Genomic DNA, 21,060 nt, shown 5'->3' on the forward strand with positions numbered 1-21,060 from the left:
GGTATGGTCCTCGGGCTACCATTTCTGTCGCCATGCAGACGAACCCCACACACAGCAGCCTGGTCGCGGTCGGCGACTCCTTCACCGAGGGCATGTCGGACCTGCTCCCGGACGGTTCCTACCGGGGGTGGGCCGACCTCCTCGCCGGGCGGATGGCCGCCCGGACACCCGGATTCCGGTACGCCAACCTCGCGGTGCGAGGAAAACTGATCGGGCAGATCGTCGAGGAGCAGGTCGACGTGGCGGCCGCGATGGGCGCCGACGTGATCACTCTGGTCGGCGGGCTCAACGACACACTGCGGCCCAAGTGCGACATGGGACGGGTGCGCGGCCTCCTGGAGGAGGCCGTGGAGAAACTTGCCCCGTCGTGCCGGCAGCTGGTGCTGATGCGCAGCCCGGGACGGCAGGGGCCGGTCCTCGAGCGGTTCCGGCCGCGTATGGAGGAGCTGTTCGCCTGCGTCGACGAGCTGGCCGAGCGGCACGGCGCGATCGTCGTCGACCTGTACGGGGCGCCCTCGCTCGGCGACCCCCGGCTGTGGGACGTGGACCGGCTGCATCTGACGGCCGAGGGGCACCGCCGGGTCGCGGAGGCGGTGTGGCAGACGCTCGGCTACGACCCCGAGGACACCGAGTGGCGTACGCCGATACCGGCCACGCTGCCGCCCGGGTGGGTCGCACGGCGGGTCGCGGACGCCCGGTTCGCCCGGCAGTACCTGCTGCCGTGGATCGGGCGGCGGCTGACCGGCCGGTCCTCCGGTGACGGCCTGCCGGCCAAGCGGCCGGAGCTGCTGCCGTACGAGGGTCCGGCGGCGTAGCGCCGGCCGGGTCCGCGCGTCCGGCCAGCACGAGGGTGCCGGACCGTCCGGACAGCATGAGGGTGCCGGACCGTCCGCCCGGCACCCTGAGCCTTCCTACCGACGGGACGCGGCCCGGCTGCGCCGGTACAGGACGGTTCCCGCGACCAGCAGCGCTCCACTGGCGGCGATGCCTCCGACGACGTTCCCTACCTCGACGCCGGTCTCGGGCATCTGCGGGTGCTCCTTCTCCGGGGGCGTCGGCTTGTGCTCGTGGGGCGGCGGGGTGGGCTCGCCGGGCGAGTCCTCGCCGTAGCCGTACCCGTAGCCGTCCTCCTGCGACTCCTCGGCGCCGTAGCCGCGGGGCTCCTCCTCGCCGTAGCCGTAGCCGCCCGACTTCTCGTCGCCGTAGCCGTGGTCCTTCGGCTCGTCTTCGCCGTAGCCGTACCCGTAGCCGCCCGACTTCTCGTCGTCCCGGCCGTATCCGCTCGACTTCTCGTCGTCCCGGCCGTATCCGCTCGACTTCTCGTCGTCCCGGCCGTATCCGCTCGACTCTTCCGCGCCGTAACCGTGGTCCTTCGGTTTGTCGGTGCCGTAACCGTGGTCTCTCGGCTTGTCGGTGCCGTATCCCTGCTCGGCAGGCTTCTCCGCGCCATAACCGTGATCGCTCGGCTTGTCGGTGCCATAGCTCTGGCTGCTCGGCTCTTCGGCTCCGTAGCCGGAGTTTCCATATCCGGGGGTGCTGTTTTCAGAACTCGGCCGGGACTCCTCCGTGTGGCTGAACTTTTCGTTCAGCGCACCGAATTTGTCGTGCATCTCGCCGATTCTCTCGTGCATCCTGCCGAATTTGTCATGCATGTTGGCGAGTTTGTCGTCCAGCTCGTCCAGCCCGTCAGAGCCCCATGGATCCGTACGGCCCGACAGTGCGGAGGCGGAGTTCACCACGGTCCCCTGCACGCGTGGGGCCGAGGACGCGCATGTGCCGTACAGAGAAAGGGCGCTCGTCGTGGCGGCGGCCACAATCAATCCCCTGGTCAGGGCCTGTCGCATTCTCGTTTTCTCTCTCTCGGGCGGAATGGGGGAGCCGACGGTCGGTCATGGACGCCGATGTCGTCGATTGCCGGGATTCGCGAGGTCGTCGCAGGAGCCGTGATGCCGCACGTTCACAATCGCCACGACGTGCAGACTATGAACGAGAGAGGGAGGTCCCAGGAAGCGAGGACGCGACGACTGCCAGGGAATTCACCCGATCGCCCGCCGACATCGGCGTCCACGGGCCAAATCACGTCGAGACCGGCGTCCGTCCCGCGGCGCTCTCGCGGTCCGGCGGACGGGTTGCACGTGGAGCGTCTCTGACCTGGGGCGCTCAGCGCTGGACAGCCGGCCGGGGCCCGCCGGGCGACGGGTAAACTCCGGACACGTGACTTCTGCGCCCGCCAAGCCCCGCATCCCGAACGTCCTCGCCGGACGCTACGCCTCCACCGAGCTCGCCACGCTCTGGTCCCCCGAGCAGAAGGTGAAGCTGGAGCGGCAGCTCTGGCTCGCCGTGCTGCGGGCCCAGAAGGACCTGGGCATCGAGGTGCCGGACGAGGCGCTCGCCGACTACGAGCGTGTCCTGGACACCGTCGACCTGGCCTCGATCGCCGAGCGCGAGAAGGTCACGCGGCACGACGTGAAGGCGCGGATCGAGGAGTTCAACGACCTCGCCGGGCACGAGCACGTGCACAAGGGCATGACGTCCCGCGACCTCACGGAGAACGTCGAGCAGCTCCAGATCCGGCTCTCGCTGGAGCTCATCCGCGACCGTACGGTGTCCGTTCTGGCGCGCCTCGGCAAGCTGGCCGGTGAGTACGGCGAGCTGGTCATGGCCGGCCGCTCGCACAACGTCGCCGCGCAGGCCACGACGCTGGGCAAGCGCTTCGCGACCGGCGCCGACGAGCTGCTCGTCGCCTACGGCCGGGTCGAGGAGCTGCTCGGCCGCTACCCGCTGCGCGGCATCAAGGGCCCCGTCGGCACGGCGCAGGACATGCTCGACCTGCTCGGCGGGGACGCCTCGAAGCTGGCAGACCTGGAGAACCGGATCGCCGGGCACCTGGGCTTCTCGCAGGCCTTCACCTCCGTCGGTCAGGTCTACCCCCGCTCCCTCGACTACGAGGTCGTCACCGCTCTGGTGCAGCTGGCGGCCGCGCCGTCCTCGCTGGCCAAGACGATCCGGCTGATGGCCGGGCACGAGCTGGTGACGGAGGGCTTCAAGCCGGGCCAGGTCGGCTCGTCCGCGATGCCGCACAAGATGAACACGCGGTCCTGCGAGCGCGTCAACGGCCTGATGGTCATCCTGCGCGGCTACGCCTCGATGACCGGCGAGCTGGCGGGCGACCAGTGGAACGAGGGCGATGTCTCGTGCTCGGTGGTGCGCCGGGTCGCGCTGCCCGACGCGTTCTTCGCGCTCGACGGTCTGCTGGAGACGTTCCTGACGGTGCTGGACGAGTTCGGCGCGTTCCCGGCGGTCGTGGCCCGTGAGCTGGACCGCTACCTGCCGTTCCTCGCCACCACCAAGGTGCTGATGGGCGCGGTGCGCGCGGGCGTCGGCCGTGAGGTCGCGCACGAGGCGATCAAGGAGAACGCTGTCGCCTCGGCGCTGGCGATGCGCGAGCAGGGCGCCGAGCGCAACGAGCTGCTGGACAAGCTGGCCGCCGACGAGCGCATCCCGCTCGACCGCGCCCAGCTGGACGCGCTCATGGCCGACAAGCTCTCCTTCACCGGTGCCGCCGCCGACCAGGTCGGCGTCGTGGTCGGCCGGGTCGAGGAGATCGTGAAGCAGCGCCCGGAGGCCGCCGGCTACACCCCCGGGGCAATCCTCTAGCGCGTCGCACGCCATGGCGCGCTTCACCGCCGAGCAGTTGGAGGCCGCTCGCGACCGTCTGGTACCGGACGTCGTCGCGGACGGTCTCCATGTGCTGTTCTGCGGCATCAACCCCGGTCTGATGACGGCCGCGACCGGCCATCACTTCGCCCGTCCCGGCAACCGGTTCTGGCCGGTCCTGCATCTGTCGGGGTTCACGCCGAGGCTCTTGAAGCCTTCGGAGCAGGGTGAGTTGCTGTCCTACGGCCTCGGCATCACGAACGTCGTCGCCAGGGCTACCGCGCGCGCCGACGAGCTGAGCGCCGAGGAGTACCGCGAGGGCGGGCGGCTGCTGGCGACCAAGGTGGCGCGGCTGCGGCCGCGTTGGCTGGCCGTCGTCGGGGTCACCGCCTACCGGGCGGCTTTCGACGACCGCAAGGCCCAGGTGGGTCCGCAGGAGCGGACGATCGGGGACACGCGTGTGTGGGTGCTGCCGAATCCGAGCGGGCTCAACGCGCACTGGACGGCGGCGACGATGGCGGAGGAGTTCGGGCGGCTGCGGGCTGCGGCTGCCGAGGCCTGACAGATCGCAGCACGCTGACGCCGGGCAGGTCATGGCGGCGCCTGGCAGGTCATGGCGGGTCGATCTCCGTGACCACGCCGAGCAGCTTCACGTCGTCGGCCTCGTCCAGGTCGGCGACGACGGCCGCGACCCAACGGCCGGTCCCCTCCACTTCCCAGACAGAGGCCACGCGGGCGCGGGCGCTGAGCGAGGCCCAGGGCTCGGGTATCTCCTCCTGCTCGGTGCGCAGCGAGACGGTCTGGAGGTTGTAGGGGCCCGTCTCTCTCCATCGGGTCGCGAACCGCTCGTCCAGGGCGTCGCGGTACTTCTCGTACTGCTCCATGGTCTCCGCACGGGTCCCACAGTTGTCGTGACCGCTCTCTAACACCACGACGTGGTAGCCGGGGCCGCTCTCGTCGCCGTTCGACGAGGTGCGCTCCGCCGTGAACGGGCGGAAGCACAGCTCGTCGATGAGGGCGATGTGCCGTGCGATGTTCATGCGTTCCAGTAAACCCGGCACCACTGACAATTGGCGTGCCGTCAGGCGTCCCGCCGCCGTACGCTCCACGCCCCCGCCAGCAGCGCCGCCGTCGTCCACAGCGCGGTGACCGCCAGGCCGGACCACGGTCCGAGGGCGCCGTCGTACGTCTGGTGCAGGGCGATCTGTCCGGCCTTGTCGGGCAGGAAGTCCGCCACGGTGCCCGCGGCGTCGCCGATGACGAAGGACACCACGAGGATGAACGGGATCAGGACGGAGAGCGTGGCCACTCCACTGCGGAGCACGGCGGTCAGGCCGGCCGCGAACAGGGCCATGAGCATGAGGTAGATCCCGCAGCCCAGGACGGCGCGCACCTGCTCGCCCGTCGTGACCCCGTCCGCCGCCGAACCCATTCCCGCGCGTGCCACGGCGTACGCCGTGCAGGCGGTGAGGAGACCGACGAGCAGTGCCGGCACGGCGACGGCCGTCATCTTGGCGGCGAACCACCGTCCGCGCTGCGGCACCGCGGCGAGCGTCAGCCGGAGCGCACCCCCGTGGTACTCCGACGACACGGCCATGGCGCCGAACGAGATGGCCGCGATCTGGCCGGGCAGCACACCGGACAGTGCGGTGAACAGCGGGTCGAACTCGGGGTCGGAACTGCCGTCGGAGCCGGCCAGCGCGGAGAACGCCGTGGTGGCGGCGAACAGTGCGAGCAGCGCTCCCGGCAGCGAGCGGAGCGTACGGATCTTGAGCCACTCCGAGTGGAGCACGGGTCTGAATCCCATGGTTCAGGCCTCCTGGGGCTGTGCGGTGAACTCGGCCTCGGTCGCGGTCAGGTCGAGGTAGGCCTGCTCCAAGGTGGCTTCCTCCGCCGCGAGTTCGAGGAGGGGGACACCGGCCTGCGAGGCGAGGCGGCCGATGTCTTCCACGCGCGCGTGGCGCACGGTCCAGTGCCCGTCCTCGTGTTCGACGGCGTCGTGACCGTGTCGGTCGAGGGCCGCCTTGAGGGCGGTGGCGTCCGTGGTGCGGACGCGGACGCCGGGCTCCACGCGTGCGTGGATGAACTCGCGCATCGGGGTGTCGGCCAGCAGGCGCCCCCGGCCGAGGACCACCAGGTGGTCGGCGAAGGACGCGGTCTCGTTCATGAGGTGGCTGGAGACCAGGACCGTGCGCCCCTCCCCCGCGAGCCGGCGCAGCAGGGCGCGGATCCAGATGATGCCCTCGGGGTCGAGGCCGTTGGAGGGCTCGTCGAGCATGACCACCTCGGGGTCGCCGAGGAGGGCCGCGGCGATGCCGAGCCGCTGGCGCATGCCCAGGGAGTACGTCTTCACCCTGCGGCGCGCGACCGAGGCGAGCCCGGTCTCCTCCAGCACCTCGTCGACCCGGCGGACGGCGAGGCGGTTGCTCACGGCGAGGACGCGCAGGTGGTCGCGGGCGGTGCGCGAGCCGTGCGCGGCCTGGGCGTCCAGCAACGCGCCGACGTGGCGCAGGGGTTCGCCCAGGGTCGCGTAGGCGCGGCCGCCGATCGTGGCGGTCCCGGACGTCGGCCGGTCGAGGCCGAGCACGAGCCGCATGGTGGTGGACTTTCCGGCGCCGTTGGGACCGAGGAAGCCGGTGACACGGCCGGGGAGGACGGTGAAGGTGAGGTCGTCCACGGCTCGCCGGGTGCCGTACTCCTTGGTGAGGGCTTGGACTTCGATGCTGGTCATGGCAGCAGCCTGGCCGTCGGGGGCGGGTTTGGCCCTCCCCCGCCGGTGGAGAGCGGCTCCCCCGTGCGGGGGAGGCTCGTTGTCAGTGGCGGCTGGCACGATGACGAAATGGTCCGCTTGCTGCGCCCGTTCGGCCGGGCGGTGACGTACACACGATGGCTGCATCTGTTCATCGCCGTCGTGGCGCCGAGCCTGCTGTTGTTCGTGCGGGAGGCGTGGTGGATCTGGCTGATCGCGGCCGCGGTGCTCGCCCCGGCCGCCCTGGTCCCGGCGATGCGCACCGTGGAGGGGTTGCAGGCCAGGCTGCTGTTGACCGGTCACCGGCACGACAGCGGGAGCACCGGCATCGTCGTCGCGCCGTCCGCCTCGTGGGGCGACCGTGGGCGGCTCGTCGTGTGGCTGGAGTCGAGGCTGCTGCTGGGCTACGTGACGATGACGGTCAGCGCCCAACTGGTCTTCGCCACGGCGGACCTGGTGGCGGCGCCGTTCGGCCGTGATGTCGAGGAGGGAGGCCCATTCCTCCTCGACGGGCACCACTGGTGGCACGCCCTGCTCGTGCCGGTGTGGTTGCTGGGGCTGGGTGTGTTCGTACTCGTCGCGGGCCATGTCATCACCGCACTCGCCCTGCGGCTCCTCGGCCCTTCCCCGGTCGAGCGCCTCGCCGCCCTGGAGGAGCGCACCGAGCAACTGCTGGAACGCACCCGTATCGCCCGTGAGCTCCACGACTCCATCGGCCACGCCCTGACCTTGGCCGTCGTCCAGGCGGGCGCCGCACGGGCAGCCGGCGATCCCGCCTTCACCGACCGTGCCCTGGACGCCATCGAGGAGACCGGGCGGGCCGCCCTGGAGGATCTGGAGCGGGTCCTCGGCGTCCTGCGCGAGTCCGAGCGGCCGGTCAGCAGCCGGCCGACGCTCGCGGACGCCGACCGTCTGCTGGAGTCCGCGCGGGCCTCCGGCACCAAGGTCGACGCCAGCATGACCGGCCCCTTGGAAACGGTGCCCGGGCCGGTCTCCCGGGAGGGCTATCGCATCCTGCAGGAGTCGCTGACCAACGTGCTGCGGCACGCGGACTGCGCTCCGGCACGCGTCCGTGTCGCCGTCGCGGACGGCACGCTCACCCTGGAGGTCCGCAATCCGCTCACCGGCCACATACCCGGGCCCGGCAGAGGCAGCGGCCTGCGCGGGATCCGCGAGCGCGCCGCACTGCTGGGCGGACACGCGCGAACCGGCCCCGACCGGGGTGACTGGCAGGTACATGTTGAGCTGCCGTTGAGTTGATCTAGGCTGGCCGGATGCCGGTCACCGTTCTCCTCGTCGACGACGAACCCCTCGTACGCGCCGGTCTGCGGGCCGTGTTGGAGGCGCAGCCGGACATCAAGGTGGTCGGGGAGGCGGCCGACGGGGCGGCGGTGATTCCGTTGGTGCGGCGCTTGCGGCCCGTCGTGGTCGCCATGGACGTACGGATGCCGCTGCTGGACGGGATCGAGGCCACGCGCGCGGTGCTGCGGACGGTCGACGCTCCGCCGAAGATCGTCGTCATCACGACCTTCGAGAACGACGAGTACGTGTACGAGGCCCTGCGGGCGGGCGCCGACGGCTTCCTGCTGAAGCGGGCCCGGCCGGCCGAGATCGTGCATGCCGTGCGGCTGGTCGCCGAGGGCGAGTCGCTGTTGTTCCCGGCGTCGGTGCGGCAGCTGGCCGCGCGGTACGGCGACGACGGTGGGAACCGGGCGGCGCGGGCGGTCCTGGAGCGGGCCCGGCTGACCGAGCGGGAGGCCGATGTCCTGCGGCTGATGACGCGCGGCCTGTCGAACGCGGAGATCGCCGCCCGGCTGGTGGTCGGGACCGAGACGGTGAAGTCCCATGTGAGCGCGGTTCTGGCGAAACTGGGGGCGCGGGACCGCACGCAGGCGGTGATCACGGCGTACGAGTCGGGGTTCGTGGCGCCGGGGTGAGAGCCGGCGGGGACCGGTTCGGTCTAACCGACCGGTAGGTCGTCGGGGTGCCCGCCTCTCGCCGGGGTGCGCCGCGGCGAGTACCATCCGCCCAACATGCGCACGAGCTGGGAGGACGGACGTTGGGGCAGCTGACCGGCGGGGATCCCTCGCTGCTGCGAAGGATCAACTCCGCGGTGGTGCTGCACGCGCTGCGTGCCACGGACGCCGCCACACTGACGGAGATCACCCGGGTGACCGGACTGTCCCGGCCGACCGTCGAGGGCGTCGTCGAAGGGCTCATCGAGGCGGGGTACGTCGTCGAGAAGGCGGCCGACGAGAGTGTCGTGCGGCGGCAGGGCCGGCCCGCGCGGCGGTTCAGGTTCCGGGCCGAGGCGGGCCATCTGCTGGGCGTGGACGTCGGCGCGCATCGGGTCGCCGCGCTCCTCGCCGACCTGGACGGCCGGGTGCTGGGCGCCATCGACAAGGAGGTCGACGAGACGGCTCCGGCCGACGAGCGGCTGGAGCGGGTGCGTACGGCGGTCGCCGAACTGCTGCGCCGGGCCGGTGTGGCACGCGGTTCGCTGCGGGCCGTCGGCGTCGCGACGCCAGGCATCGTCGAGGCCGACGGGACCGTGCGGCTGGGCGCCGCGCTGCCCGAATGGACGGGGCTGCGGCTGGGCGAGCGGCTGAGCCGTTCCTTCAAGTGCCCGGTCCTGGTGGAGAACGACGCCAACGCGGCGGCGGTCGCCGAGCACTGGAAGGGCTCCGCCACCGAGTCCGACGACGTGGTGTTCGTGCTGGCCGGGCTGAGCCCGGGCGCCGGTTCGCTGATCGGCGGTCAGCTGCACCGGGGGTTCGGCGGCGCGGCCGGTGAGATCGGCGCGCTGCATCTGCTGGGCCGCGAGGCGACGCCGGAGACGCTGCTGTCCACGACGGACGAGCCGCTGCGCCCGCTCGACGAGCGTGCCGTCGCCGAGGTCTTCGCCCAGGCCCGCAAGGGCGACCAGCGGGCCCTCGCGGCCGTCGAGCGCTTCATCCAGCGCCTCGTCCACGACGTGGCCGCCCTGGTCCTCGCCCTCGACCCCGAGCTGGTCGTCGTCGGCGGCTGGGCGGCCGGTCTGGACGGCGTGCTGGAGCCGCTGCGGCGCGAACTGGCCCGATACTGCCTGCGCCCGCCGAAGGTCGCCCTGTCCCTCCTCGGCGAGGCGGCCGTGGCGACGGGCGCGCTGCGGCTGGCCCTCGACCATGTGGAGGAGCAGCTGTTCGCGGTGGAGGGCACGGTGACCGGGCGGCGCTGACGACGCACCGTCCGTCCCGGTGAACGCGGCGCGCCCCGGAGTGGCTCCGGGGCGCGCGGCAGGTACGGGTACGGCGGTCAGGACGCCTGGCGTTGCGGGTCCTGGTGGATCTCCACGCGGCCGGAGTCGCCGAAGGTCAGTCGGCAGGTGTCCGCGCGGTACGTGGCGACGGAGAGCGCGGCGGTGCGGCCCTCGGCGATGTAGCGGGTGGTGACGACGAGGACGGGGGCCCCGGGGAGGCGGTCCAGCTCCTTGGCGTCGTCCGCGCGGGCCGAGCCCAGCTCGACGGCGCTCTCCTGGCGCTCCAGCTCCAGGCGCTGGAGCTCGCGCAGCACGGCACGCGCGCGTGCCGCTCCGGACGGGGCGTCGATGGCGGAGAGGTCGGGCACCGACGACTGCGGGATGTAGAGCAGCTCGGCCGCGACGGGCTGGCCGTGCGTCACGCGGGAGCGGCGCACGATGTGCACGGGCTCGTCCCGGCCGCTGTCCAGGGCGTCCGCCACCGACGCGGGCGGCACCGCCGGCGTGCAGTCCACGGTCTGCCAGACGTCGTCCGGCGCTCCAGGCCAGGCGTGCTGCTCGCTGCCGACGGACACGCCCACGCGCGGCGGCGCGACGGTCGTACCGACGCCGCGGCGGCGCTGGAGCCTGCCCTCCAGTTCGAGCTGTTCCAGTGCCTGGCGGAGCGTGGCCCTGGCGACGCCGAAGCGGGCGGCCAGGTCCCGTTCGTTGGGCAGAATCTCGCCCACGGTGAATTCGGAGTCCAGTGCTTCACTGAGCACGGTCCTCAAGTGCCAGTACTTCGGTTCCGGCACCGATTCGAGCTGCGTGGTCCCCACCCTGTCCTCCGCAATCGCCGTGGCCCAGCGGCGTTTTAGCGCCCTTGTTTATTAAAGGTTGTTGCACTTATCAGCGACCATAGGGCGGCCCTCACCCTTGGTCAATACCAATGGCCGGGAACGTTCACGGGACGGGCCCGGGCCGCCGCGCCCAGGACGCGGCGGCGGAGGCTACGCGGTTGCCAGCGAGGTCAGCTTGTCGGGGTTGCGGATGATGTAGACCGCCTGGATCCGGCCCTCCAGGACGTCCAGCTGGAAGACGCTGTCGGGCTTGTCGCCGGAGCGCACCAGCACCGCGGGGCCGCCGTTGACCTCCAGGAACTGGAAGGACACGTCGGCGACGCCCCGCTGGGCGACGCCGGCGAGGAAGCGGCCCACCTTGTCGGCGGTCTCCAGGACCCGCACCGGGGCCTTGGCCTTGCCTCCGCTGTCGCCGACGAGGCGGACGTCCGGGGCGAGCAGGGACATGAGGCCCTCCAGGTCGCCCTCCGTCGCCGCGGCCAGGAACCGTTCGGTGAGATCGCGCCGCTGTGCGGGGTCGACCTCGTACCGCGGCCGCCGTTCGTCGACGTGCTTGCGGGCCCGTCCGGCGAGCTGGCGCACGGCCGGCTCGCCGCGGTCGAGCATGGCGGCGATCTCGGCGTACGGATAGCCGAAGGCCTCCCTGAGGACGAACACCGCCCGCTCCAGCGGCGACAGCGACTCCAGGACCACGAGGACGGCGAGGGAGACGGAGTCGGCGAGGACGGCCCGCTCGGCGGTGTCCGGGACGGCGTCCCCGAAGTCGGTGACATACGGCTCCGGCAGCCAGGGACCGACATAGGTCTCGCCCCGCGCCTTGACCTGGCGCAGCCGGTCGATGGCGAGCCGGGTGGTGACACGCACCAGGTAGGCGCGCGGTTCACGCACCTCGGACCGGTCGGCGTTGGACCAGCGCAGCCAGGCCTCCTGCACCACGTCCTCCGCGTCGGCCACGCGGCCGAGCATGCGGTACGCGACTCCCAGGAGGACGGGGCGGTGCTCTTCGAAGACGTCGGTCTCGGTGTAGGTGGTCACCGTTCCATCCCATCCGACCGGTCCGGCCGTGTCCAGGCGAAATCGGCGGCCCGGGCGCTTGTCGGTCAACCCCGAGTCGCGCGCGACAGGTTGAGCATCCGGCCTCCCCGAGGATCACCGGCCCTGGAGGTCTACCCGTCGGTAGCAATTGCTGACAAGCTGTCTACGGCCGCCCGCCGGCGTGTCCCAGACTCCACCGGCGTGTCCCAGACTCCGTCAGTGTGTCCCAGACGAGGAGCACCCCATGTCCGCCACCGTCTCCTTCCAGGTCGCCTCCCCGCAGGGCCCGCAGAGCGTGAGTGTCGACTACGCGCGCGTGGGGAGCGGTGAACCTCTGCTCCTGCTGCACGGGATCGGTCACCACCGGCAGGTCTGGGACCCGGTGGTGGACATCCTCGCGGCCGAGCGCGACGTGATCTCCGTGGACCTGCCCGGCTTCGGGACGTCCCCCGGCCTGCCCGACGGCCTCAGCTACGACCTGGCCACGACGACGGCCGTGTTCGGCGCCTTCTGCGAGGCCATGGACCTGGAACGGCCGCATGTGGCGGGCAACTCGCTGGGCGGCCTGATCGCGCTGGAACTCGGCCGCGAGAAGCTCGCGCGGTCCGTGACCGCCCTCTCCCCGGCCGGCTTCTGGTCGGACGCCGAGCGGCGCTACGCCTTCGGTGTGCTGCTCGCGATGCGGCACATCTCGCGGCGGCTGCCGCTGCCGCTGGTGGAGCGGCTGTCCCGGTCGGCGGCCGGCCGGACCGTCCTGACCAGCACGATCTACGCCCGCCCGGGCCGCCGGTCACCCGACGCCGTGGTCGCCGAGACGCTAGCCCTGGCGGGGGCCACTGGCTTCGACCAGACCCTCGGCGCCGGTCGTGCCGTCCGGTTCACCGACGACATCCCCGGGGTCCCGGTCACCGTGGCCTGGGGCAGCAGGGACCGGCTGCTCGTGCGCCGCCAGGGTGTGCGCGCCAAGCAGATCATCCCCAGGGCGCGCCTCGTCCGGCTGCCCGGCTGCGGCCACTGCCCCATGAACGACGACCCGGCCCTGGTCGCGCGCGTCATTCTCGACGGCAGCCGCTGACTCGCGCCGGGTACGCACGCGTGGGGTGCGCCCGGCCTGGGCGCGCCCGCGCGGGGTGCGTGTCAACGCGCCGGAGCCCAGGGCGACTCCGGCGCCGACGAGGGCACTGCCGAGAGCCTGGACGGCGCCGTAGGAGCCGGTTCCGACAAGCGGGGCGGTGCAGGCGGCTGCCACCGGGATGAGCCCGGAGAACAGGGTGGCGCGCTCGGCGCCGATCCGCTGCATGCCGATGTACCAGCACACGAAGCCGACGACGGTCACGATCACGGCCTGCCACAGGAGGGCCAGGGTCTCGGTGCTGTCGGGCCGGCGCAGCCATGCGGTGCCGTCGAGGAGCAGCCCGGCCGCCGCCGACTCCACGGCGGCGATCCCGCACACCGTGGCGGACAGCAGCCGCGGGCCCAAAGGGCGCAGTACGGGCACGGCCAGCACCGCGAAGCCGACCTCCCCGATCAACGCGCACACGGAGAAGGCGATGCCGGCCCCGTCCGTGCGCCCCCAGCCCTGCACCGTGAACGCGCCGACGGCGACGAGCGACGCACCGTACAGGACCGTCCGTTGCGGTCGTCGCCGCCCGTCCAGGAGGGGCACGACCACGGCCACCACCACGGGCGCGCAGCCGACGAAGACGCCGGGGACAGCCGGTTCGGCGGTGCGCTCGGCCGCGATGACCGCCAGGTTGAAGCCGACCATGCCGACGGCGGCGAGGACGACGAGGCGGGCCCACTGACGCGCGGCGAGCGCACGCAGCCGGGTCGCGGCGCCCCGCCCGGCGAAGGGGACGAGCAGAAGACAGGCGAGGCCGTAGCGCAGGAACTGGCCGCCGGCGTACGGGTAGTCGCCAAGGAGGCTGTTGGCGGTGAAGGATCCTCCGACGAGGACGCAGGCGAGCGCGGCGAGAAGGGCTCCGCGCGTGGTGGTGGCGTTCATGGAAGCGACGCTAGGAACCGGCGCGGTCCGGATTAAGGTCCACTTTCATGACGTCATCGGAGACCAATCCGGCCGACGGCCCGGACGGACAGGTGGGCTCCGCCGCCTGGGAGTTGCTTCTGCCGGCCGCTGCGGCGCCCGCACGCACGCGTGGGCGTTCGTTGCAGGCGGCGCTGCGTGAGGCGGTGCGGTCGGGGCGACTGGCGCCGGACACGCGGCTGCCGTCGAGCCGGGACCTCGCGGCCGACCTCGGCGTGTCCCGCGGGTTGGTCACCGAGGCGTACGAGCAGCTGACGGCGGAGGGCTATCTGCGCAGTGGCCGGGGCGCCGGCACCTGGGTGGGCGGTGCCGTACGGTCGGCCCGGCCACGCGCGCGTGACCTCGCGCCGAGAGCCACCGGTGCCCGGGTCGACTTCGTGCCCGGTACGCCGGATCTGTCGATGTTCCCGCGCGCCGCGTGGGCGGCCGCGCAGCGCGGGGTGCTGGCCGGGCTGCCGCACCACGAGCTCGGCTATCCCGACCCGCGCGGGCTGCCCCGGCTGCGCACGGCGCTCGCCGAGCTGCTGGCACGCCGCCGGGGCGTCGTCGCGGATCCGGAGCGCCTGGTGGTCGTCTCCGGCGTGGCGCAGGCGACGACGCTGCTCGGTTTCGTGCTGCACGCGCGCGGGCTGCGCGAGGTCGGCGTGGAGAACCCCGGAAGCCCGCAGCACGACGCCCTCTACGCGGCCGCGGGCGTCACCACACTGCCGTTGTCGCTGGACGACGAAGGGATCGTCATGGGCCCGCTGCGGGAGTCGGGCGTACGGTCCGTCGTCACGACGCCGGCCCACCAGTTCCCCACCGGAATCGCCTACTCCGCCCGCCGCCGTACCGAACTGCTCGACTGGGCGCGGTCCGTCGACGGGTTCGTCCTGGAGGACGACTACGACGGCGACTTCCGGTACGACCGCGCGCCCGTCGGCGCCCTGCAGGGCCTCGACCCGGAGCGTGTCGCCTACGCGGGGTCGGTCAGCAAGTCGCTCGCTCCAGGGCTGCGGCTCGGCTGGCTGCTCGTACCGGAGGCACTGGCCGAGGACGTCGTCGAGCGCAAGCGGACCATGGACCTCGGGCACCCGACCCTCGACCAGGCGCTGTTCGCCCGGTTCGTGGAGCGCGGTGACTACGACCGCCAGCTGCGAAGGTGCCAGCGCGCGTACCGGGAGCGTCGCGACGCTCTCGTCTCCGCGCTGGAGGAGCACTTTCCGGGCGCGGAGGTGACCGGGATCGCCGCGGGTCTGCACGTCATCGCCGCGCTGCCGCAACGGTACGGGCCGCAGGAGCGGTTCCTCGCGCGCGTGGCCGAGGCCGGTGTGGCGGTGCGCCCGCTGACGGACTACGCGCACGCGGAGCACGCACACGCGCGTGCCGGGGAGGACGGGCGGCGGGGTGTGCGGACGGGGCCGGAGAGTGTACGGACGGGGCGGGAGGGTGTGCGGACGGGGCGGGAGGGTGTGCGGCTGGTGCTGGGGTACGCGCACCTGCCGCCGACGCGGATCCGGGCGGGCGTACGGCTCATGGCCGAGGCGACAGCCACGGGGCGGAGCTGAGCACGACTCGCGTATGGCGTGCCGGTTCCCATGTGGATGCGGTCAGTTGTTCACTTGTGGTTTCCGTGTGCGCTGCGGCGCACCAGTAGTTGTGGCACTGCACACTGGCCGGATCCCGCCCCTGGAGGCCTCCATGTCACACCGTTCGTCCCCGAACCGTCGCAGCGTTCTGCGCGGTTCGCTCGCCGCTTCGGCGGCGCTCACCCTGCCCACGGCGCTGGGCTCGGCGCCGGCGTTCGCCCTGTCGGGGCGGCCCAGGGCGGGATGGGGCGTCCAGACGGGAGACGTGACCTGCGACTCGGGGCTGGTGTGGGTGCGGTCCGACCGCCCGGCCCGGATGATCGTGGAGACGTCCGCGACCGAGTCGTTCCGCAAACCGCGCAGATTCCACGGCCCGCTGCTCGGCGCGGGCACGGACTTCACCGGCACGACCCGGCTGCGCGGCCTGCCGTCCGCGGAGCAGATCCACTACCGCGTGCTGCTCGCCGACCCGGACGACCCCCGCCGCACCGGCGAGCCGGTCACCGGCACCTTCCGTACGGCCTCGGCGCGGCGGCGCGACGGGGTGCGGTTCGTGTGGTCGGGCGACCTCGCCGGTCAGGGCTGGGGCATCAACCCGGACTTCGGCGGCTACCGGATCTACAACGCGATGGCCGCGCTGGACCCGGACTTCTTCCTGTGCAGCGGTGACAACATCTACGCCGACGGCCCGATCTCGGCCTCGGTCGCGCTGCCCGACGGCAGCACCTGGCGGAACATCACCACCGAGGAGAAGTCCAAGGTCGCCGAGACCCTGGCCGAGTTCCGCGGCAACTTCCGGTACAACCTGCTCGACGACAACCTCAAGCGGTTCAACGCCCAGGTCCCGTCCATCATCCAGTGGGACGACCACGAGGTGACCAACAACTGGTACCCCGGCGAGATCCTGGCCGACGCCCGCTACACCGAGAAGAACGTCGACGTCCTTGCCTCGCGCGCCCGGCAGGCGTTCTCGGAGTACTTCCCCATCTCGACGCTGCGCCGCCCCGACGGCCGGGTCTACCGCGTGGTCAACCACGGTCCGCTGCTGGACGTGTTCGTACTGGACATGCGCACCTACCGCAACGCCAACTCCACGGACGACCAGGCCACCGACGCCCAGGGCATCCTCGGCGCCGAGCAGCTGCGGTGGCTCAAGCGCGAGCTGGCCCGCTCCCGGGCGGTGTGGAAGGTGATCGCCTCGGACATGCCGCTCGGCCTGGTGGTGCCGGACACGGGCGACGGCAAGCCGAACGTCGAGGCCGTCGCGCAGGGTGACCCGGGGGCGCCGCTGGGGCGGGAGCTGCAGATCGCGGAGCTGCTGCGGTTCATCAAGCACCGCCGGATCACCGGCACGGTGTGGCTGACCGCCGACGTGCACTACACCTCGGCCCAGCACTACCAGCCGTCGCGGGCGGCCTTCACCGACTTCGAGCCGTTCTGGGAGTTCGTCTCCGGCCCGCTCAACGCGGGTGCGTTCCCGGCGAACACGCTGGACAACACCTTCGGCCCGGACCGGGTGTTCATCAAGGCGCCGACGACCGCGAACGTCTCGCCGGCCGGCGGCTACCAGTTCTTCGGCGAGGTCGACATCGACGGCGACAGCGGCGAGCTGACGGTCCGGCTGCGCGAGTCCGACGGCACCGTGCTGTTCACGCAGGTCCTGCAGCCTGGCCGGGTCGGTCAGTAACTCCCGTAGCCTGGACCTCGTGCCGCGTACCGGTGTCATCCCCCGGTGCGCGGCACGGTCGTGTCCAGGTGCTTCGACGGCGGGCCCACCCGGCCGGGCGAACTCGGCCTGAGAATCGGTGTTTTCGCAGGTCAGAGCCGATTGTCAGTGGTCGCCTCTACGGTTTTTCCATGACGCGATCTTTGCAGGCCGTGGCCTATCACCGACCCTCCGTGCTGGAGTCCGCAGCGGACGGACAGCGCCTGGGGCTCGAGACCTCCCGGGGTGCGACGCCCTCGGGCGTGGAGGACCATCCGCGGTTCTTCACGGGCTTCCTGACGTCCCCTCAGGTGGCCTCCGCCGGGCTGCTCGCGGTGGCCGACGTTGCTGCGGCCCGGTACTACCAGCGGCAACTGCGCGCCTCCCTCGACCCGGTCGTGACGGGCAACGGCGACCGGCTGCGCTTCGAGTCGTTCTCCGGCTGCTGCGGGGTGTACGCCCGCCTGGACGTGCTGGAGTCGGGCCTGGACGGCGGCGAGGTGGGGCACGGCACGACGAACGTCGACGTCAACAACCCGCTGCGCGAGGCCCTGTCCAGGATGGGCGCGGACGATCCGCTGCATCTGCGCGTGGGTCCGGAGGAACTGGCGGTGACCACGCTGGACGGTCCGGTCGTGGAGAAGAAGGTGCCGCTCCCGGACCGCTGGCTGCGGGGCTTCGCGGAGGCGCAGGTCACAGCGGCGGGCTTCGATCTGCGGGCCGAGCTGTCAGCCGCCGAGGCCGTGCGGTTCCTGCGGGCGCTGCCGCGCGGTGGGGCGCGGGGCGCCTCGGTGGGTGCACGGTGGGTGGTGCCGTCGGGGAGCGGCGGGCTGCGGCCGACCACGCGTGCGGTGCCCGGCGCGGTGTGTCTGCCCGGCCCTGAGCGGCTGGTCGCGCTCCAGCGGGTGCTGCGGCATGCCACGGCCCTGCGGGTTTACGGCCCCTCGGTCACCGGCGGCGGGGCCGCCACGGCCAGTGCGTGGGAGGTGGTCCTGCCGGGCATGCGGCTGACGCTGACCCTGTCGCCCGACGCCTCGCGTGGCTTCTCCGGCGAGGGCGGCGTCCTCGACGCGCTCGCGACCGACGAGGCCGCCGAGGACGCGGAGCTGATCGCGGTGCTCCTCGCATGGGAGCCCTGTGTCGACGTGGCCGACCTGGCGGCCGCCTCGGGCCTCACACCCGAGCGCGTGCGGGCGGCCCTGGTCCGTCTGGGTACGTCGGGGCGGGTCGGATACGACACGGCGGAGGCGGCGTACTTCCACCGGGAGCTGCCGTACGACGCCGAGCGCGTGGAGCGGCACAACCCGCGGCTGCGTGCGGCCCGGGCGCTGGTGGCGGCGGACGCGGTGTCGCTGGACGGCGCCGTCGGGACGGTGACGGCGCAGGACGGACATGTGCACCGGGTGCGCGACCATGGGGGCGCGCTCAGTTGCAGCTGCCTGTGGTGGGCGAAGTACCGGGGCGGGCGCGGCCCGTGCAAGCACGCGCTGGCGGTACGGATGGTGCGGCGCGGCATGGCCGCGGCGGAGCGGGACATGGCACGAGTCGACGGGGGTGCGCGATGAGTTCACTGATGGACGCGGTACGGGCCGGGCGGACGGCCGAGGCGGTGAGCCTGCTGGACGGGATGACGGATGCCGAACGGCGGGCGTGTTTTCCCGAGTTGAGGGCACTGCGCAAGGAGCTGAGGGCGGACCAGTGGACGGCGCAGGCCCGGCGCGCCTATCCCGCGCTGCATGCGGCGGGGACCGCTTGCCAGACCGGTGCGGCCGGAGTGGCCAACTGGCTCGCGGCCTCCGACATGCGCTGGTGGCCCGCGTCTCCGGGCGTACTGATCGACCTCCTGGGCGACCGGGCCCCCGGCTGGCTCGGCGACGTGGTGCACCGACTGGCCGAGCGCCCGGTCAGCTCGCGGGTGCCCTACGAACTGATGGCGGGCCTGGTGCGGCTCTCCGGCTGCCCGGTGCCGACGACGGAGGCCTATGTCCACGGCTGGGTGGAGCACATCGGCCATGTCTGGCAGCGCGGCGACACGGTCCTGGACCGGTTGCGCAAGGACCCGCACCTCGGAAGGCTCGCGGCGGCGCTCTTCGAGACGAACGACATCGGCGGCCGGCTGGCCTGGACGGCCACCGAAGGTCCGGACAGCTGGACGGAGGCGCTCGCGCGGCTCACCGTCGAAGGCGTCCTGGACCGGAAGGCGACGGTCGACGCGTGTCTGGCACGACTCCTGCGGGGCGGTCCGGCCGCCGATCACCGGGTGTTCCTGCGCATGCTGAAGGCCTTCGCCCTCACCCGAGAGGAGGAGCGGGAACACCTGGCCGACTGGCTGGCCCTGGCTTCCGACGCCGCGTCCGTCGTGGCGGCTCACGCCCAGTCGGTGCTGGCGTCGCTGGCCCTGGACGGTGAACTGACCGCACGTCAGCTGGCCGAGCTGTCGGGCGCTGTCCTCTTCCGCACCGAGAAGAAGCTGGTGCGGGCCCAGCTGGTCCTGCTGGGCAAGGTGATCGCCCGGGACGCGTCCACAGCGGACGAGTTGTTGCCCGCGGTGGCCCAGGCCTTCGGGCACGAGGACTCGGACGTGCAGGAGCGGGCGCTGAAGCTGGTGGAACGGCATGTACGAAAGGCCGGGACGGCTGCGGTACGGGAGGAACTCGTCGCGGCGGCCGGGCAGTTGATCCCCTTCCTGCGGGCGCGGGCGGCCCAGAGCCTCGGCGCGTCTGCCGTGGCGGCGGAGCCGGTGACGTACGAGGAGGTCCTGCCGCCCGCACCGGAGCCGGCGCGTCTCGCGCCCGCGCCCGATTCGGTGACGGAACTCGCCGAAGAGATCGGGGCGTTGCTTGCCACGGACGGGGACGTGGCGGCCTTCGAGCGGACCCTGGACGGACTCGTGCGGCATGCGTACGGCGACCGGGACATGCTGCTGGAGGCCCTGGAGCCGGTCGTCGCTGGGCGCTGGTGGGACCAGAGAGATCCGCAGTACAGGTTCAGCGTGGACGACCACTTCACCGGGAACCACGGTCTGTTCAACGCGGCGCACGGCCTGGAACTCCTGCTCGCGACAGTGCGGGGGAAGCTGCTGACCACCACACTCCACAAGGCTCTCCGGCGCTGGACCGTCACCACCGACTGCGGTCACAGCCCGCTCGCGCGGGCCTTCGAGGCCCGTATCTGGGAGGTCGCGTACCGGATCCGCACCGAGCCGCTTCCGTTCCTGCTGTCCACGCCCACCTGGGGCACGGGTCTGCTGGAGCCGGACGAGCTGGTGGCACGGCTGGACCAGTACCGGCGGCTCGGGGCACGGGTGTCGGACGCCGACTTCGCGCAGGCGCTGCTGCGGGTCCGGCGCGGCGACCGTACGGTGGCCGAGGCGGCAGCGGGGCGGGCGGCGGCGCTCGGCACCCCGGAGGGGGCGCGACTCTCCGAGTGGCTGGCGTCCGGGGCTCCCGCCGTGCCGGCGTTCCGGCGGCGGACGACCGAGGACCGGATACTCGTCGAGTCGGCGGAAGTGGCCGAACTGCAGGGGGACTTCCCGTCCGGGTTCCGGCCGCTGGGGCGGCCCGTGAGCGTCTACCGGGACCGCTGGCGCTGCTACCACTGGAGCGACGGCATGCGGCAGCACTGGCTGGCCCTGCTTCCCGAGCAACGAGAACTCGTGGCGGTCAGGATGCTGCGCGACTTCTGCGCGGCCGCCGTCCACGACACCCGAGGGGACGCGGCGGTTCTGCCCCTGCTGGCCGAGTCGGGCGGCGAGGCCGGTGAGGCGGTCCATCTGTCGGTGGCGTACGGGCTCGGTGCACGGCATCCGGAGGACCGGCTCGCCGCTGTGGACGCCCTGCTGGTGCTGGCGGCGCGCGGCCAGCTCGACGCGGGGCGGATCGGCGCGGACCTGGGGCAGTTGGTGCGACTCGGGGCCGTGAAGCCGTCGCGGCTCGTGGAGTCGATGCGGACAGCGGTGGCCACAGGGGCGAACGCGACCATATGGGGGATGCTCCGGCACACCGTTCCGGTCCTGCTCGCGGACCTCTCGACCGAAAGTGTGGCTGGTCCGGCGCGGGGACTCGCGGATCTCCTGGCCGTCGCCGCGGAGTGCGCGGAACGCACGGGGGCACGCGAGGAGATACCGCACCTGGCGCGGACGGCGGACCGCCGTGGCTCGTCCCGGCTGGTGACCCAGGCCCGGCGACTGCGCAGCGCGCTGGCGGAGGAGGTGGCCGCCTGACGA

Annotated in this window: 17 protein-coding genes and 1 pseudogene; 11 read left to right on the forward strand and 7 right to left on the reverse strand. The window is 72.5% G+C overall.

What is annotated here, in order from left to right:
- The first annotated feature begins 32 nt into the window (after positions 1 to 32).
- On the forward strand, positions 33 to 815 hold the full coding sequence (locus AQJ67_RS32255) for an SGNH/GDSL hydrolase family protein (protein WP_062722883.1): 783 nt from the start codon (positions 33 to 35) through the stop codon (positions 813 to 815).
- A 96-nt stretch (positions 816 to 911) separates the two neighbouring features.
- Here the strand turns inward: AQJ67_RS32255 and AQJ67_RS47875 are convergent, their stop codons facing one another.
- Complete coding sequence (locus AQJ67_RS47875) at positions 912 to 1,736, reverse strand: hypothetical protein (protein ID WP_208615080.1); 825 nt, start codon at positions 1,734 to 1,736, stop codon at positions 912 to 914.
- 478 nt (positions 1,737 to 2,214) lie between these two features.
- Between AQJ67_RS47875 and purB the strand changes: the two genes are divergently transcribed.
- Together purB and mug are read left to right on the forward strand one after the other, a co-directional pair.
- Positions 2,215 to 3,657: an adenylosuccinate lyase gene (gene purB / locus AQJ67_RS32265; RefSeq protein WP_062722885.1), complete on the forward strand. Its 1,443-nt coding sequence runs from the start codon at positions 2,215 to 2,217 to the stop codon at positions 3,655 to 3,657.
- Between the two features lie 13 nt (positions 3,658 to 3,670).
- Positions 3,671 to 4,219, forward strand: coding sequence for a G/U mismatch-specific DNA glycosylase (mug, locus tag AQJ67_RS32270; RefSeq protein WP_062722886.1), 549 nt, complete (start codon positions 3,671 to 3,673; stop codon positions 4,217 to 4,219).
- A 49-nt stretch (positions 4,220 to 4,268) separates the two neighbouring features.
- On the opposite strand, the gene AQJ67_RS32275 is transcribed toward mug, so the two are convergent.
- Genes AQJ67_RS32275 through AQJ67_RS32285 form a run of 3 tightly spaced genes read right to left on the reverse strand, consistent with a single transcriptional unit; the run spans position 4,269 to position 6,388 of the window.
- Positions 4,269 to 4,697: a hypothetical protein gene (locus tag AQJ67_RS32275; protein WP_062722887.1), complete on the reverse strand. Its 429-nt coding sequence runs from the start codon at positions 4,695 to 4,697 to the stop codon at positions 4,269 to 4,271.
- A gap of 41 nt (positions 4,698 to 4,738) precedes the next feature.
- Positions 4,739 to 5,464 (reverse strand): ABC-2 transporter permease, encoded by a 726-nt coding sequence (locus AQJ67_RS32280; protein WP_062722888.1) that lies wholly within the window; start codon positions 5,462 to 5,464, stop codon positions 4,739 to 4,741.
- Between the two features lie 3 nt (positions 5,465 to 5,467).
- The gene (locus tag AQJ67_RS32285) at positions 5,468 to 6,388 is read right to left on the reverse strand and encodes an ABC transporter ATP-binding protein (protein ID WP_062722889.1); all 921 of its coding nucleotides are present in this window, start codon (positions 6,386 to 6,388) and stop codon (positions 5,468 to 5,470) included.
- A 108-nt stretch (positions 6,389 to 6,496) separates the two neighbouring features.
- Between AQJ67_RS32285 and AQJ67_RS32290 the strand changes: the two genes are divergently transcribed.
- The 3 genes from AQJ67_RS32290 to AQJ67_RS32300 all read left to right on the forward strand — a co-directional run bounded on the left by AQJ67_RS32290 (position 6,497) and on the right by AQJ67_RS32300 (position 9,623).
- Entirely contained in the window at positions 6,497 to 7,666 is a 1,170-nt protein-coding gene (locus AQJ67_RS32290; protein WP_062722890.1) for a sensor histidine kinase, read from the forward strand.
- A 14-nt stretch (positions 7,667 to 7,680) separates the two neighbouring features.
- Positions 7,681 to 8,343, forward strand: coding sequence for a response regulator (locus tag AQJ67_RS32295; protein ID WP_062722891.1), 663 nt, complete (start codon positions 7,681 to 7,683; stop codon positions 8,341 to 8,343).
- A 122-nt stretch (positions 8,344 to 8,465) separates the two neighbouring features.
- Positions 8,466 to 9,623: an ROK family transcriptional regulator gene (locus tag AQJ67_RS32300; RefSeq protein ID WP_062722892.1), complete on the forward strand. Its 1,158-nt coding sequence runs from the start codon at positions 8,466 to 8,468 to the stop codon at positions 9,621 to 9,623.
- A 77-nt stretch (positions 9,624 to 9,700) separates the two neighbouring features.
- On the opposite strand, the gene AQJ67_RS32305 is transcribed toward AQJ67_RS32300, so the two are convergent.
- Both AQJ67_RS32305 and AQJ67_RS32310 read right to left on the reverse strand, forming a co-directional pair.
- Entirely contained in the window at positions 9,701 to 10,462 is a 762-nt protein-coding gene (locus AQJ67_RS32305) for a GntR family transcriptional regulator (RefSeq protein ID WP_062722893.1), read from the reverse strand.
- Between the two features lie 171 nt (positions 10,463 to 10,633).
- On the reverse strand, positions 10,634 to 11,518 hold the full coding sequence (locus AQJ67_RS32310; protein WP_062722894.1) for an RNA polymerase sigma-70 factor: 885 nt from the start codon (positions 11,516 to 11,518) through the stop codon (positions 10,634 to 10,636).
- 244 nt (positions 11,519 to 11,762) lie between these two features.
- Here AQJ67_RS32310 and AQJ67_RS32315 point away from each other — a divergent pair, with 244 nt between their 5' ends.
- The gene (locus tag AQJ67_RS32315) at positions 11,763 to 12,593 is read left to right on the forward strand and encodes an alpha/beta fold hydrolase (RefSeq protein WP_062722895.1); all 831 of its coding nucleotides are present in this window, start codon (positions 11,763 to 11,765) and stop codon (positions 12,591 to 12,593) included.
- Between the two features lie 90 nt (positions 12,594 to 12,683).
- On the opposite strand, the pseudogene AQJ67_RS45840 reads toward AQJ67_RS32315, so the two are convergent.
- Positions 12,684 to 13,523, reverse strand: a pseudogene (locus tag AQJ67_RS45840) (EamA family transporter); the annotation flags it as partial.
- Between the two features lie 47 nt (positions 13,524 to 13,570).
- Here AQJ67_RS45840 and pdxR point away from each other — a divergent pair.
- From pdxR to AQJ67_RS32340, 4 genes are all read left to right on the forward strand, one after another.
- Positions 13,571 to 15,109 carry a MocR-like pyridoxine biosynthesis transcription factor PdxR gene (gene pdxR, locus AQJ67_RS32325; RefSeq protein WP_062722896.1) on the forward strand — a complete coding sequence of 513 codons (1,539 nt, stop codon included), beginning with the start codon at positions 13,571 to 13,573 and terminating at the stop codon, positions 15,107 to 15,109.
- 133 nt (positions 15,110 to 15,242) lie between these two features.
- The gene (locus AQJ67_RS32330; protein ID WP_062722897.1) at positions 15,243 to 16,817 is read left to right on the forward strand and encodes an alkaline phosphatase D family protein; all 1,575 of its coding nucleotides are present in this window, start codon (positions 15,243 to 15,245) and stop codon (positions 16,815 to 16,817) included.
- A 170-nt stretch (positions 16,818 to 16,987) separates the two neighbouring features.
- Positions 16,988 to 18,400 (forward strand): SWIM zinc finger family protein, encoded by a 1,413-nt coding sequence (locus AQJ67_RS32335; protein WP_062722898.1) that lies wholly within the window; start codon positions 16,988 to 16,990, stop codon positions 18,398 to 18,400.
- Entirely contained in the window at positions 18,397 to 21,057 is a 2,661-nt protein-coding gene (locus tag AQJ67_RS32340) for a DUF7824 domain-containing protein (protein ID WP_062722899.1), read from the forward strand. The genes AQJ67_RS32335 and AQJ67_RS32340 overlap by 4 nt, the downstream gene beginning before the upstream one ends.
- The last annotated feature ends 3 nt before the right edge of the window (positions 21,058 to 21,060 follow it).

This window comes from Streptomyces caeruleatus, from assembly GCF_001514235.1.
GTDB lineage: Bacteria > Actinomycetota > Actinomycetes > Streptomycetales > Streptomycetaceae > Streptomyces > Streptomyces caeruleatus.